This window comes from Microbacterium paraoxydans, assembly GCF_900105335.1.
Classification (GTDB): Bacteria; Actinomycetota; Actinomycetes; order Actinomycetales; family Microbacteriaceae; genus Microbacterium; species Microbacterium paraoxydans.
Map to the genome: position 1 here is coordinate 1,864,623 of NZ_LT629770.1, position 12,805 is coordinate 1,877,427.

A 12,805-nucleotide genomic window follows, 5' to 3' on the forward strand; every position below is an offset into this window, starting at 1 on the left:
CCTCCCCGCGACATCGCAGCCCCGTGACCCACTTGCTCACCTGGTCCCCTGAGGTGTGCGCGTGCGGTCGTATGCTCACTCTAGAGATGTGTTCTTCACATACCGGGTGGGGGCTGTGATGGGTTTTGGGGACGGCGAGAGAAGAGGGGCAACGCCGGACGCGTTCGCCGCGGCACTGCGAGATGCGATCAACGCGAGACCGGTGACGCTGTCGTGGTTGCAGCGGCAGCTCCGCGACCGGGGCAACCGCGTCTCCATGGCCACGCTGAGCTACTGGCGGTCCGGGGCCCGCCGCCCGGAAGGACCGCAGTCGCTCGCCGCTCTCGCCGACATCGAGGATCTGCTGTGCCTCGACAGCGGGGCGTTGAGCCGGCTCCTGCGCCCGCACCGCACGGGGCCGCTGGGCCCGCAGGGGTTCCCGCTGGAGCAGGTCGACATGGAGCGGGCGGTCCGTGAGGTCTACGCCGCCCTCGGCGCCACCTATCCGGACACGTCGCGGGAGCTCACCGTCCATTCGGTCACGGACGTGGACGCCGACGGCGAGGTGTCCTCGTGCCTCACCCGCAGCATCGTGCAGTCCACCACCGGGGTCATCACGGCCATCCCCGTCCTCGACCTCACCCCCGGGGTCCCCGGACCTCCGCCGCTCCTGACGGCCGTGGCGGGCGGACGGGTCACGGCCCGCTACTCCCATCCGAACGGCGAGGCGCACGGTGCGCTGATCGAGCTCGACGTGCCCCTCGCGGCCCCGGACACCGCGGTGGTCGAGTGGTCGGTGCAGTACCAGCCCGGCCACCCCTCGGATCGGGAGACCGGGCACGCCCTCTCCCGGCAGGCTCGGGAGCTGCTCGTGTGGACGCGCTTCCACCCCGATGCCGTCCCCGACTGGTGCGACGAACTCGTCGAGACCGCCGGGGGCACCGTCGTCACCGCGCTCCCCCGGCCTCGCGGCACGTCGGTGCATCAGGTGCGCCGGGCGTTCGGTCCCGGCGCCCTCGGCCTGCGCTGGGGGTACGGTCCTCGCGAGGGTGATCAGCCCGGCTGATCGCCCGTCGCGACCGGCCGGCCCGGCGTGTTCGACCACTGGCTCCAGGAGCCGGGGAAGACCTTCGCCGGGATGCCCACCTCTTGCAGGACCAGAGCCGTGTGCGCCGCCGTGATGCCCGATCCGCAGTAGGCCGCGACCGGCGTCTCCGCGGTGATCCCGATCTCGGCGAGCGTCGCCCGCACCGTGTCACGGTCTCGGATGCGCCCGGTCTCGTCGAGGTGCCGCGTGGTGGGGAGGTTCCGGGCACCGGGGATGTGTCCGGCGATCGGGTCGAGCGGCTCGGTCTCGCCGCGGTAGCGCTCCGGGGCGCGCACATCGAGCAGGACCCCGGTCTCCGGGAACGCCGCCGCCTCGTCGATCGAGAGGGCATCCTGGCCGGGATCCGCGAGGACGACGTCGCCGGTCTCCGGCACGACGTCGTCGGTCGCCAGGTCGTATCCGGCCGCGGTCCAGGCGCGCAGCCCGCCGTCGAGCACCCGGACGTCGACCCCGGCCTGCCGCAGTAGCCACCACGCCCGGGCCGCCGCAAGTCCCTTGGTGTCGTCGTAGGCCACGACGGTGTCGCCCTGCCGCACGCCCCAACGCCGGGCCGCCGCCTGCAGGGTCTCCGTCGACGGGAGCGGATGCCGACCCTCGGTGGGCGCTCCGGGCGTGGAGAGCTCCTGATCCAACGACGCGAACACCGCGCCAGGGATGTGACCCGAGCGGTAGTCGCCCGGGCCCGCCTCGGGACGATCGAGGCGCCAGCGCACGTCGACGACCCGGATCGGGGCGCCGTCGTCGAGGAGGTCGTGGAGTTCGGTCGCGGAGACGAAGTGGCTCATGGTGCGAGGCTACCGAGTGCGCGTCGCCGCGCTTCCGTCGCCGTCACGGACGGACATGGTCCTCGCGGCCCGGGAATAGCCACGCGTCCCCGGCGTTTCCCCTCACATGATTGAAACTTCAACGGTCGCCGCGGAGCGTACCCGCGTGCGGGTACCCCTGCGCTTCGCGGACGGCTTCACCACGACGGCCGACGTGGTGACCTTCGACGGCCTCGTGGACGGACGCGAGCACCTGCTGCTCGGCCTCGGCGACTGGCAGGCGGCTCTCGCCCGCTCCGCCGAAGGCGGGGACGCCCCTCTCGTCCGCCCGCACAGCGAGTGCCTCACGGGAGACGTGTTCGGCTCGGAGCGCTGCGACTGCGGACCGCAGCTGCGGGAGGCCGTGGAGCGGATCGCCGCGGAGGGCGGCTTCCTCCTGTACTTGCGGCAGGAAGGCCGCGGCATCGGGCTCTACGCCAAGCTCGACGCCTACGCCCTGCAGGACGCCGGTCTCGACACCTACGAGGCGAACGTGGCCCTCGGCCGCGGCGAGGACGAGCGGGACTACACCGTCGCGGCGCAGATGCTGCGAGCGCTGGGCGTGGACCGCATCCGCCTGCTCAGCAACAACCCCGACAAGGCCGCGCAGCTCGACAGGCTCGGAATCCATGTCACCGAACGGGTGCGCACCGAAGTGCACCTGTCGGAGGCGAACTCGCGCTACCTCCAGGCGAAGCGCGACCACACGGCGCACACGATCGACCTGACCGCGGCGTGACCTCCGAGGAGCACGACATGACCGAGACGCGGCACCCGCGGCGGCTCGACGACGACGAGCTCGCGACGTGGCTGCCGATCATCCGGTTCGTCCAGCTGCTGCCCCAGGTCCTCGACCGGGCACTGAAGGATGAGGTGGGCCTGAACCACGCCCGCTACGCGATCCTCGTGACCCTCGCCGGGCAGGGCGAGGACGCCGTCACCATGACCGAGCTCGCGCGCATCGCCGGACTCAGCCGATCGCGGCTGAGCCACGCCCTGGACTCCCTGGAGGAGCGCGGGTGGGTGGAGCGGACGTCGTGCTCCACGGACAAGCGCACGCTCTCCGCGACGCTGACCCCGGCGGGCCGGGAGATGCTCCGGGCGGCCGCGCCCGTCCACGTCGCCCAGATCCGCGAGCTCATCCTCGACCCGCTGTCCGCGGAGGATCGGCAGCGGCTGCAGGACATCCTGGGCGCGCTGCTTCCCGGCGTCACGGCGGCGCTGTGAGCTGCGTTCTGCTCTGAGCAGAACGTCTCGATCGCCGCACAGACGGCGGCATATCGTGAGGCATGGCCGACATCGTCCCGTTCCCCCGCGCCCCGCATCCCGTCCGTCCGCCGTCGAGCGGCCCCGAGCCGCTGTGGCGCGACCTGCTCGGGGATCAGCTCCGGCGGCGGCGCCATGACCGCGGGGAGACCCTCAGCGAGACCGCGGAGAAGGCCGGGGTCTCGCCCCAGTACCTCTCCGAGGTCGAGCGCGGTCGGAAAGAGCCGTCCAGCGAGATGATCGCCGCGATCGCCGGGGCCCTGGACGCCACCCTCGTGGAGCTCACGAGCGCGGTCGCCGAGGAGCTTCGTCAGGCCGCGCCCGCTGCGGCGGTGGTGACGGCCTCCCGCGGCGCCTTCGCCCTCGCCGCCTGACCCGTTCCACCTGCACGACCGGAGTCCGGGTGCACGACGGACCCCGGGAATCCGTCGTGCACCCGTCACCTCATCGTGCCTCCGGATCACGGGGACCGAGCACGGTGTCGATGAGGCCGTAGTCGAGGGCGGCGGCGGCGGTGAAGACCCGGTCCCGGTCGGTGTCGGCGCGGAGCTCCGCGAGGGAGCGGCCGGTGTGCCGACCCAGGATCGTCTCCATGTCCGCGCGCACCCGCACGACCTCGTCGGCCGCGAGGATGAGGTCCGGGATGGCTCCGCGCGACTGACCGGCCGGCTGATGCAGCACGATGCGCGCGTGGGCGAGGGCCGCCCGCTCCCCCGGCGCTCCCGCCGCGACGAGCAGGGCCGCCGGACCGATGGCCTGCCCGACGCAGGTCGTCGCGATCCGCGGACGGATGTGCTGCATGGTGTCGTAGATCGCCAGCGCGGCACCGGGGTCGCCGCCCTCGCTGTTGATGTAGAACTGCACACCGGTCTCCGGGCTGTCCGCGTCGAGGTGCAGGAGCTGCGCGATGAGGGCGTTGGCCACCCCCGCGTCGATGCCGGTGCCGAGGTAGATGACGCGTTCGGCGAGCAGATGCGAGTACACGTCCATGACCCTCTCGCCCCGCGGATGCTGGGCGATGACGTTCGGGATCGTGTAGCCGCTCATGCGTCCGCCCCCAATCCCACGCGCGCACGACGACGCGGCATGATCTCCGCCGTCGACTGCACGATCTCGTCGACGAACCCGTACTCCTGCGCCTCGGCCGCGGTGTACCAGCGGTCGTGGAGGGAGTCCTCGAAGATCCGGGCGAGGGGCTGACCGGTGTCGTCGGCGATGAGGCCGAGGACGGTGTCGCGCATGTGCCGGAGGTCGTCGGCCTGCGCCTCGATCTCGACCGCCGATCCGCCGATCCCCGCCGAGCCCTGGTGCATGAGGATCCTCGCGTGCGGGAGAGCGCGCCGCTTGCCCTTCGTCCCCGCGGAGAGCAGGAACTGCCCGGCGCTGCAGGCGAGGCCGAGGGCGAGGGTGGAGACGTCGTTCGGGATGAGGTGCATGAGGTCGCGGATCGCCAGCATCGATGGCACGGACCCGCCCGGCGAGTGGATCCAGAGGGCGATGTCGGCCGCCGGATCCTCGGCGGAGAGGCCGAGGATCTGCGTCATCAGGAGGGTGCCGTTGTCGTCGTCGAGGGCGCCGTCGAGGACGAGCACCCGCTCGTGGAACAGGGCGCGCCGGGCCTCGGGGCCGAATTGCGGGAGGGGCTTGTATTCGCTCATGTCCCCAGCATCCGGCTCCTCCTGCGGCCGCGGAACCGAATCCGCCCGGAGCAGATCCGCTCTGGGCGGCGGCGTGTGCACCCGCCGGAAAACGCGACGTAACACCGCCGACGCACGACCCGCCTAGCCTCGGGGCATGGCGAAACAGAAAGCACCCGCATGGCAGTCCGAGGACGGCCTGAACTTCCGCACCCGCAAATGGGTGCGCCCGGAAGACCTCAACGCGAACGGCACGCTGTTCGGCGGAAGCCTGCTGAAGTGGATCGACGAGGAGGCCGCGATCTACGCGATCGTGCAGCTCGGCAACTACCGCGTCGTCACCCGGCACATCTCCGCCATCACGTTCGAGGCGTCGGCGGTGCAGGGCGACCTCATCGAGATCGGGCTGCAGGCCACCCGATTCGGCACCACCTCGCTCACCATGCGGGCCGTCGCGCGCAACATGATCACCCGCAAGCGCATCCTCACCATCGACGAGATCGTGTTCGTCAGCATCGGCGAGGACGGCCTGCCCACCCCGCACGGCTACGACGAGATCACCTACGATCGCGACCGCATGCCCACCGAGCGTATCGCCACCGGCACGATCCCCCTCCCGAAGCGCTGACGCTCATTCGCTGACCCACCCCCTTGAGGTCGACCCACCCCCGAAAGTGCGTCACTTACGGGGGTGGGTCGCGCGGAAAGGGGTGGGTCGACGGTCAGGCGAGGGCGAGGACCGCGCGCCGGTGGGTGACGCGGTGGCCGATCCAGAAGCCGATCGCGATCAGGCCGACGAGACCGATCCCGAGGATCCACGGGAGCAGGGAAGGCGCGGCGCCCGCGGTGGCCGTCGCGAGCGTGCCGGAGCCGTCGGCGATGCGCCCGTTGCCGGCCGCGAGGTCCGCGGCGCCCGCGTCGAGCTTCGCGCTTCCGGCCGCGAGGGTGCCGGAGCCCTCGGCGACTGCGTCGGCGCCGGTGCGGAGTTCGGTCATCCCGGACCGGAGGTCGCCGGCACCCGACTGCAGCGCGCTGACGCCCGTGGCCAGAGACCCGGCGCCCTCGTCGAGCCGCGCCGCGCCGGCGCTCAGCTCCGCGGTTCCGGTGTACAGCGACGATGCTCCGGTCGAGAGGGTCTGCAGCCCGGACGAGAGATCTGCCGCGCCTGCCGCGAGACGGGAGGTGCCGTCCTGCAGCGTCTGCGCTCCGGCCACGAGGGCGGGAGCGCCCTTCGGGGAGACCAGCACCACGGTCCCCGGCCACCCCTTCGAGGGGTCGCCGTTGATGAGCGCACCGACGCCGGCCGTGACACGAGCGGAGCCGTCGGCGGCGCCGATAAGTCCCTGTGCGAGGCCCGGAGCAGCCGCGGCGGGAGCGGCCAGCGCGCCGACCTGCTTCTCGACGCCGGCGGCGAGCGCCGCGAGCTGCTGGAGCTGCACATCGGCGGGGTTCGCAGCGAGGAGACCCTGCAGACCGGCGGCGAGAGTCCGCGCGTTGCCGGGAGCGCTCGTGGCGACGCCCGTCAGCAGCGTCTGCGTGTCCGGGTGAGCGAGTTTCTGCACGTCGGCACTCACTCCGGCGCGCAGGGTGGTGCTGAGGGTCGTCGCGCCCTCGAGCACGCCGTTCGCGTACCGGTGCGCGCCGTCGACACCGGCGGCGAGAGTGGTCACGCCGTCGACGAGCTGCCGGGCTCCGGCGTCCGCCGCCGCCATCTTCGACGCGAGCTCCTGCGATCCGGCGAGCGCCGTCTGCGCTCCGCCGCTCACCCGTCCCGCACCGTCGAGAGCGGTGGCGGCTCCTGCGGCGAGGGTACCCGCGCCCTCGGCGAGCGTCGTGGCACCTGCGGCGGCGGTCGTCGCGCCGTCACTGAGCTTCACCGATCCCTGCTGCGCCGTCGCGGTGCCTGCCGCGAGATCCTGCGTGCCCGCGGCCAGCTCGTCGGCTCCCGCGGCGAGGTCGGCTGCTCCTGCGGCGAGGTCCGAGGATCCCCCCTGCGCGGTGGTCGTGCCGTCCGCGAGTTCCGAGGCGCCCGCGGACACCTTGCTCATCGTGGCGAAGAACAGCAGCACCATCGCCGCCAGCAGAAGGCTGAGGACGATCACGGCGATGCGCATGCCGAGGCCGTGCGCGTGGGTCTTTTCACTCGTCATTGAGGACTCCCGAGGTCAGTGGCGTCGTTGCCACCCGCGACTGTAGGCCCGCCCTCTCCCCGACCCCCCGGTTTTGCCGTCAGATACCAAGTCCCACCTCTGCCGGGACTCAGTTTCTTGTCGTCCTCGCACAATCGCCGACCCAGCCCCTTATGTACGAGCCACCCCCATATGTGACGCACTTTCCGGGGTGGGAGGCACGGAAAGGGGTGGGTCGGCGAGAGCGGCGAAGGCGTGCGCGAGGTCGGCGAGGAGATCGTCGAGGTTCTCAAGGCCGATGGACAGACGCAGGACGTCGGCGGCGGGACGCGCCTCCGCGGGGACCGGGCGGTGCGTGAGCGCGGCGGGGTGCTGGATGAGGGAGTCCACACCCCCGAGCGACACGGCGTGCGTGAAGAGGCGGGTCCCCCCGGCCACCGCCGCCGCCGCTGCATAGCCGCCGCGCAGCCGCAACGCGATCATCGCCCCCGGCCCGCGGAGCTGCCGTTCCAGGATGCCGCGCGGATCCCCGTCGAGCCCGGGATAGAAGACCTCGGCGACCTCGGGCCGATCGACCAGCCACTGCACGATGCGACGAGCACTCTCCTGCTGGTGCCGCACGCGGACCGGCAGGGTCGTGAGACCGCGGTGCAGCAGGTACGCGCCGAGCGGGTGCAGGAGCCCCCCGGTCACCGCACGCACGCGACGCAGCGCCTCCGCGGTCGTCTCGTCACAGGCGACGACGCCGGCGATGACATCACCGTGGCCGCCGAGGTATTTGGTGGCGCTGTGCAGCGACATCGCCGCGCCGTGGTCGATCGGGTTCTGCAGCACGGGGGTCGCGAACGTGTTGTCGACCACGACCGGCACGCTCCCCGCCTGCCGCACGACCTCGGCGATGTCCGCGACCTCGAGGGTCGGGTTCGCCGGCGTCTCCACGACGACGAGTCCGGTGTCGGCGCGCAGGGCGGCGGAGACCTCGTCGGGACGGCAGTACGTCGTCTCCACGCCGAGCAGACCGGACCCGAGCAGGTGGTCGGTCCCTCCGTAGAGCGGACGCACCGCGACGACGTGCCGCGCTCCCGTGGCACCCGTGTGCGCGAGGATCACGGCGGTCATGGCCGCCATCCCGGAGCCGAAGGCGACGGCGGCCTCGGCGTGCTCCAGCTCGGCGAGCGCATCCTCGAAGCGCGCGACCGTCGGATTCCAGAGGCGGGCGTAGACCATGCTGCCGTCCTGCGGCGGGCGGCCCCCGGTGGCCATCGCCTCGTAGGAGTCACCGCCACGCTCGACGTCGGGCAGCGGATTCGTCGTGGAGAGGTCGATCGGCAGGGCGTGGACCCCGAGCGCCTCGAGGTCGGCACGGCCGCTGTGGACGGCCACGGTGTCGGGATGCAGCGGTGCGGTCATCCCTCCACGCTGGCCGAATCGCGGGGTTCTCGCTGGTCTTTGACAGAACAACTCACTGAATCCGGGATCCTCGCTATTCTGTGCAACATCCGGCCGCACCGAGGAGGGCACATTGGCGAAAGCGCAACTCGACGAGATCGACCTGGAGCTGCTCGCCGCCCTGAGCCGCGATGCGGCCGTCACCAACAAGGCTCTGGCCCACCGCCTCGGACTCGCGGAATCCACCTGCGCCCACCGGATCCGCGGCCTGCGCGAGCGCGGAGTCATCCGCGACACGCGCGTCCGCCTCGACGGCTCCGCTCTCGGCTACCCCCTGCAGGCGATCATCAAGGTCCGCCTCGCGCATCACACCGGGCCCAAGGTCACGGCGCTCTTCGACGCGCTCGTCGCGATCCCCCGGGTGCTTCAGGTGTTCCACGTCGCCGGCGTCGACGACTTCCTCGTGCACGTGGCCGTGCAGGACGCGACCGCTCTCCGCGACATCGTGCTCGAGCACATCACCGTCCACCCCGTCGTCCGCGGCACCGAGACCCAGCTCGTGTTCGAGCTCCGCGACGGCACGGGTTTCCTCCCCCGCTGAACGAGGGGGCAGGATGGAGGGACGCCGTTGCAAAGGAGCACCATGAGCCGTCGTGCCACCCCCGCCACCGAAGCGATCCGCGGGATGAGGGACCTCCTCTTCACGCACGCCACGGACTACGACGCCGCACGCCGCGAGTTCGCCTGGCCCGACCTGACCGCCTTCAATTTCGCGCTCGAGTGGTTCGACGTCATCGCCGGAGAGAACCCCGACCGTCCGGCCGTGCAGATCGTCGAGGCCGACCTCAGCCTCCGGTCCTGGACGTACGGCGAGCTCTCCGCCCGCTCCGACCAGGTCGCCGCCTGGTTGCGCAGCCTCGGCATCGACCGCGGCGACCACGTGATCGTCATGCTCAACAACACGATCGAGCTGTGGGAGGTGATGCTCGCGATCACGAAGCTGGGCGCGGTGTCGATCCCGACCTCGACGCTGCTGTCGGCCTCCGACCTCGCGTACCGCATCGAGCACGGCCGCGCCGGCGCCGTCGTCACCCTCGGCGCCCTGGCCGACCGCCTCGAGGGGATCGACCCCGACGTCCTGCGCATCGGGGTCGGCGCGTCGCTGCCTGCCGACTGGAAGCGGTTCGCGGATGCGGCCGCGACCACGGAGGAGTTCGTCCCGGACGGCCCGACGCCCGCCGGCGACACGGCCCTGCTGTACTTCACGTCCGGCACGACGAACCGCCCGAAGCTCGTGCAGCACACCCACGTCTCCTACCCGGTCGGCCACCTCTCCACGATGTGGTGGCTCGGCGTGCGCCCGGACGACGTGCACCTCAACATCTCCTCCCCCGGGTGGGCCAAGCACGCCTGGTCGAGCTTCTACTCCCCCTTCCTGGCCGAGGCGACGGTGTTCGTCTACAACTACGACCGCTTCGACGCGAACACGCTCATGGAGGTCATGGACACCCACCACGTCTCGACGTTCTGCGCCCCGCCCACGGTCTGGCGCATGCTCCTCCAGGCCGACCTCTCCCGACTCGCGCACCCTCCGCGCGAGCTCGTCGGCGCCGGCGAGCCGCTGAACCCCGAGGTCATCGACCGGGTGCGCGAGGCGTGGGGCGGCACGATCCGCGACGGCTTCGGCCAGACCGAGATGACCGCCTGCATCGGCAACTCCCCCGGGCAGACCGTCAAGGTCGGCTCGATGGGCCGTCCGCTGCCCGGCTACCCGGTCGTGCTGCTCGACCCGTCGACGGGCGAGGTCGTGGAGGACGAGGGCGAGATCGCGCTCGACCTCGCACAGCCGCCGCTCGGCCTCATGGCGGGGTACTACGACGATCCGGAGAAGACCGCGGAGTCGCGGGCCGGGGGCTTCCACCACACCGGGGACATCGCCGTGCGCGACGCCGACGGCTACCTCACCTACATCGGACGCTCCGACGACGTGTTCAAGGCCTCCGACTACAAGATCTCACCGTTCGAGCTCGAGTCCGTGCTGCTGGAGCACGACCTCGTGGTCGAAGCGGCCGTCATCCCCAGCCCCGACCCCACGCGCCTCGCGGTGCCGAAGGCCTACGTGTGCCTGACGCCGGACGCGGGCGCGGACGAGGCCGCCGCCGCGCGCGCCGTGTTCGGCTACGCGCACGAACGGCTGTCCTCGCACCTGTGGGTGCGGATCATCGAGTTCGTGCCGGAGCTGCCGAAGACCATCTCCGGGAAGATCCGCCGCGTCGAGCTGCGGGCACGCGAGAGCGCCCGCGTGGCCGCGGGCGACGAGGCGCGGCAGCACCGCGACCGCGACTACCGCTGAATGCTAGGAGACGACGGCGACCGGCGCCGTGGGCGTCGCGGTCGAGCCGGTCTTGAGCGTGGCCGTCGTCGTGGTCGCCGGCGCCGGCTTCACGCGTGCGGCCCGGCGTCGCGACTCGAAGCCGCCGGCCGTGAGCATCGCACGCACGATCCCGCCGATCACGAGCATGCCCACGAGCGACGCGCCCGCCGCGATCAGCGGAAGCCACTGATTCGCGAAGCTCGCGGTGAAGCTCATCAGCGCGCACACGATCCACAGCCCGACCGCGCCGCCCGCGAGCCCCCCGGCTCCGCGGATGATCGCGATCGCGGCCACGATCGCGCAGACCGCGGCGAGCGCCGCACCCACGTATCCGATCGGTACCAGAATGGCGGCCAGGTCTCTGGCCACTCCCAATGTCGTCATGACGACCCCCCGTCCGGCGGAACCCCTCCGCACCTTCGACATTAGAAGTGTCTCTCCGGAAGGCCATCCGTCTCAAGTCCGATCCGGGTCATCCTTCCGGTGGATATCGCGGATCAGCGCCGGACCGGCCACCGCAGCCGGCGGGGCGGCACGACGCGGACCGGGCGGGTGACGACCGCGTCCACCACCATCGAGCCGTCGGTGGGGCCGACGATCGCGATCGCGGAGGTCTCGGTGGCCTCGGCCGGCGCCACGGGCTGCGTCGCCAGCGCGCGATGCGCCTTGACGTAGGCCGGCACGAGGAGCACGATCGCGCCCACCCAGGCGAGCGGGTTGCTGAGGGCCACGCCGTCGAAACCGATCATCGCCCCGAGGACGACGGCGGCGACGACGCGCATCACGAGCTCGATCACGCCGGTGACCGTCGGGACCAGCGTGTGGCCGAGTCCCTGCAGCGCGCCGCGGAGCACGAAGAGCATGCCGAGCGCCCAGTAGCCGCAGCCGTTGATGATGAGCATGCGGTGCGCCATGTCGACGACATCGTCCGAGCCGTCCCCGACGAACAGCCGGACCATCGGCGCGCCGAACGCGATGAGCAGCCCGCCGAGGACGATCGCCGCCGCGACCGCCATCCAGGCGGCCTCGACCACACCGCGCCGGATACGGTCGGGGCGACGACCACCGTGGTTCTGCGCCGCGTACATCGACACGGCGAGCCCGAGCGAGGAGAGCAGGGCGACCGCCAGGCTGTCCACGCGGGACGCCGTCGTGTAGGCCGCGACCGCGTCGGCGCCGAGAGTGTTGAGGGCGACCTGCACCGTGAGGGTCCCGATCGCGATGATCGAGGCCTGGAAGCCCATGGGGAGACCGAGGCGCAGGTGGTCGGCGATGTCGGTCCGGGAGATGCGCCAGTCCGAGCGACGCAGGTGCAGCATGGGCAGCCGCCGGCGCACGAATTCCAGGCAGAGGATCACCGAGACGGCCTGTGCGACCACGGTGGCGAGCGCGGCACCCGCGACGCCCCACTCCAGCGGACCGACCATGAGCACCACGAGGCCGACGTTGAGCGCGCAGGAGACCGTGAGGAACACCAGCGGGGTCTTCGAGTCGCCGATGGCGCGGATGATGGCGGAGAGGTAGTTGAAGAACATCGTCGCGCCCGCGCCGAGGAAGCTGATCTGCGTGAACACCGTCGCCTCGGCCATGAGCTCGGGCGGCGTCTGCAGCAGCGCGAGGATCGGCCCGGCGATGAGCGGCGCGACCACCGTGAGGACCACGCTCGTGATGCCGCTGAGGAGCACACCCGTGGCGACCGAGCGGCGCACGGCGGCGTCGTCGCGCGCACCGAAGGCCTGGGCGATGGGGATGGCGAAGCCGCTCGTCAGACCCCAGGCGAAGCCGAGGAGCAGGAAGAGCAGGCTGCCCGTCGCGCCGACGGCGGCGAGGGACTGGACGCCGAGGTGGCGTCCGACGACGATCGCGTCGGCGAACTGGTAGAGCTGCTGCACGACGTTGCCGAGCAGGAGCGGGATCGAGAAGGCGAGGATGACGCGCCACGGACGGCCCGTGGTGAGGGTGGTGGCCATGAAGGAAGGGGCTCGCAGGGAAAGAGGGGATGGATCGGGGGTGCGCCCAGTTTATCGAATCGTTTCGGGCGAACGGAACACCCCGGACCGGATCGCCGCCGCCGGGGCGTCGATTTCGGACGAGTGGGCCCCGGTGGTTACTCTGCATCA

The 12,805-nt window shown here is 71.7% G+C and carries 14 protein-coding genes; 7 read left to right on the top strand and 7 right to left on the bottom strand.

All coding sequences use genetic code 11. The annotated features are described in order from the left end of the window. Window positions 1-202 precede the first annotated feature (202 nt). A complete protein-coding gene (locus BLU02_RS09330) occupies window positions 203-1,045 on the top strand; it encodes a hypothetical protein (protein ID WP_231919535.1) in 843 nt (280 codons plus the stop codon). Here the strand turns inward: BLU02_RS09330 and BLU02_RS09335 are convergent. Further along, window positions 1,033-1,872, bottom strand: coding sequence for a sulfurtransferase (locus BLU02_RS09335; RefSeq protein ID WP_060922571.1), 840 nt, complete (start codon window positions 1,870-1,872; stop codon window positions 1,033-1,035). The two genes, BLU02_RS09330 and BLU02_RS09335, sit on opposite strands and share 13 nt — an antisense overlap. A 106-nt stretch (window positions 1,873-1,978) precedes the next feature. Between BLU02_RS09335 and BLU02_RS09340 the strand changes: the two genes are divergently transcribed. From BLU02_RS09340 to BLU02_RS09350, 3 genes are all read left to right on the top strand, one after another. Continuing rightward, window positions 1,979-2,629 carry a GTP cyclohydrolase II gene (locus BLU02_RS09340; protein WP_060922570.1) on the top strand — a complete coding sequence of 217 codons (651 nt, stop codon included), beginning with the start codon at window positions 1,979-1,981 and terminating at the stop codon, window positions 2,627-2,629. A gap of 17 nt (window positions 2,630-2,646) precedes the next feature. Continuing rightward, complete coding sequence (locus tag BLU02_RS09345) at window positions 2,647-3,117, top strand: MarR family winged helix-turn-helix transcriptional regulator (protein ID WP_060922585.1); 471 nt, start codon at window positions 2,647-2,649, stop codon at window positions 3,115-3,117. A gap of 62 nt (window positions 3,118-3,179) precedes the next feature. Then, the gene (locus BLU02_RS09350; protein ID WP_060922569.1) at window positions 3,180-3,530 is read left to right on the top strand and encodes a helix-turn-helix domain-containing protein; all 351 of its coding nucleotides are present in this window, start codon (window positions 3,180-3,182) and stop codon (window positions 3,528-3,530) included. Between the two features lie 70 nt (window positions 3,531-3,600). Here BLU02_RS09350 and BLU02_RS09355 read toward each other — a convergent pair whose 3' ends face one another. Further along, on the bottom strand, window positions 3,601-4,203 hold the full coding sequence (locus tag BLU02_RS09355) for a ClpP family protease (RefSeq protein WP_060922568.1): 603 nt from the start codon (window positions 4,201-4,203) through the stop codon (window positions 3,601-3,603). Beyond that, window positions 4,200-4,814: a ClpP family protease gene (locus BLU02_RS09360; RefSeq protein WP_060922567.1), complete on the bottom strand. Its 615-nt coding sequence runs from the start codon at window positions 4,812-4,814 to the stop codon at window positions 4,200-4,202. The genes BLU02_RS09355 and BLU02_RS09360 overlap by 4 nt, the downstream gene beginning before the upstream one ends. Window positions 4,815-4,950: 136 nt before the next feature. Here BLU02_RS09360 and BLU02_RS09365 point away from each other — a divergent pair, with 136 nt between their 5' ends. Beyond that, window positions 4,951-5,421 (top strand): acyl-CoA thioesterase, encoded by a 471-nt coding sequence (locus BLU02_RS09365; protein WP_081811533.1) that lies wholly within the window; start codon window positions 4,951-4,953, stop codon window positions 5,419-5,421. Between the two features lie 94 nt (window positions 5,422-5,515). Here the strand turns inward: BLU02_RS09365 and BLU02_RS09370 are convergent, their stop codons facing one another. Both BLU02_RS09370 and BLU02_RS09375 read right to left on the bottom strand, forming a co-directional pair. Continuing rightward, window positions 5,516-6,943, bottom strand: a complete 1,428-nt coding sequence (locus BLU02_RS09370; RefSeq protein ID WP_083370950.1) for a hypothetical protein — start codon at window positions 6,941-6,943, stop codon at window positions 5,516-5,518. Between the two features lie 150 nt (window positions 6,944-7,093). Continuing rightward, complete coding sequence (locus BLU02_RS09375; protein WP_060923526.1) at window positions 7,094-8,332, bottom strand: trans-sulfuration enzyme family protein; 1,239 nt, start codon at window positions 8,330-8,332, stop codon at window positions 7,094-7,096. Between the two features lie 112 nt (window positions 8,333-8,444). Here BLU02_RS09375 and BLU02_RS09380 point away from each other — a divergent pair, with 112 nt between their 5' ends. Further along, window positions 8,445-8,912, top strand: a complete 468-nt coding sequence (locus BLU02_RS09380; protein ID WP_025102769.1) for an Lrp/AsnC family transcriptional regulator — start codon at window positions 8,445-8,447, stop codon at window positions 8,910-8,912. A 42-nt stretch (window positions 8,913-8,954) separates the two neighbouring features. Then, on the top strand, window positions 8,955-10,664 hold the full coding sequence (locus BLU02_RS09385) for an AMP-binding protein (RefSeq protein WP_083370951.1): 1,710 nt from the start codon (window positions 8,955-8,957) through the stop codon (window positions 10,662-10,664). 3 nt (window positions 10,665-10,667) lie between these two features. On the opposite strand, the gene BLU02_RS09390 is transcribed toward BLU02_RS09385, so the two are convergent. Both BLU02_RS09390 and BLU02_RS09395 read right to left on the bottom strand, forming a co-directional pair. Further along, window positions 10,668-11,069, bottom strand: coding sequence for a hypothetical protein (locus BLU02_RS09390; RefSeq protein ID WP_144881698.1), 402 nt, complete (start codon window positions 11,067-11,069; stop codon window positions 10,668-10,670). Window positions 11,070-11,182: 113 nt separating this feature from the next. Then, complete coding sequence (locus BLU02_RS09395) at window positions 11,183-12,655, bottom strand: MATE family efflux transporter (RefSeq protein WP_060923541.1); 1,473 nt, start codon at window positions 12,653-12,655, stop codon at window positions 11,183-11,185. Window positions 12,656-12,805 lie beyond the last annotated feature (150 nt).

Bases quoted from the DNA above. Each gene is read 5' to 3' on its own strand.
- BLU02_RS09335 (WP_060922571.1), bottom strand. From the start codon at position 1,872: ATGAGCCACTTCGTCTCCGCGACCGAACTCCACGACCTCCTCGACGAC.
- BLU02_RS09340 (WP_060922570.1), top strand. From the start codon at position 1,979: ATGATTGAAACTTCAACGGTCGCCGCGGAGCGTACCCGCGTGCGGGTA.
- BLU02_RS09345 (WP_060922585.1), top strand. From the start codon at position 2,647: ATGACCGAGACGCGGCACCCGCGGCGGCTCGACGACGACGAGCTCGCG.
- BLU02_RS09350 (WP_060922569.1), top strand. From the start codon at position 3,180: ATGGCCGACATCGTCCCGTTCCCCCGCGCCCCGCATCCCGTCCGTCCG.
- BLU02_RS09355 (WP_060922568.1), bottom strand. From the start codon at position 4,203: ATGAGCGGCTACACGATCCCGAACGTCATCGCCCAGCATCCGCGGGGC.
- BLU02_RS09360 (WP_060922567.1), bottom strand. From the start codon at position 4,814: ATGAGCGAATACAAGCCCCTCCCGCAATTCGGCCCCGAGGCCCGGCGC.
- BLU02_RS09365 (WP_081811533.1), top strand. From the start codon at position 4,951: ATGGCGAAACAGAAAGCACCCGCATGGCAGTCCGAGGACGGCCTGAAC.
- BLU02_RS09370 (WP_083370950.1), bottom strand. From the start codon at position 6,943: ATGACGAGTGAAAAGACCCACGCGCACGGCCTCGGCATGCGCATCGCC.
- BLU02_RS09375 (WP_060923526.1), bottom strand. From the start codon at position 8,332: ATGACCGCACCGCTGCATCCCGACACCGTGGCCGTCCACAGCGGCCGT.
- BLU02_RS09385 (WP_083370951.1), top strand. From the start codon at position 8,955: ATGAGCCGTCGTGCCACCCCCGCCACCGAAGCGATCCGCGGGATGAGG.
- BLU02_RS09390 (WP_144881698.1), bottom strand. From the start codon at position 11,069: ATGACGACATTGGGAGTGGCCAGAGACCTGGCCGCCATTCTGGTACCG.
- BLU02_RS09395 (WP_060923541.1), bottom strand. From the start codon at position 12,655: ATGGCCACCACCCTCACCACGGGCCGTCCGTGGCGCGTCATCCTCGCC.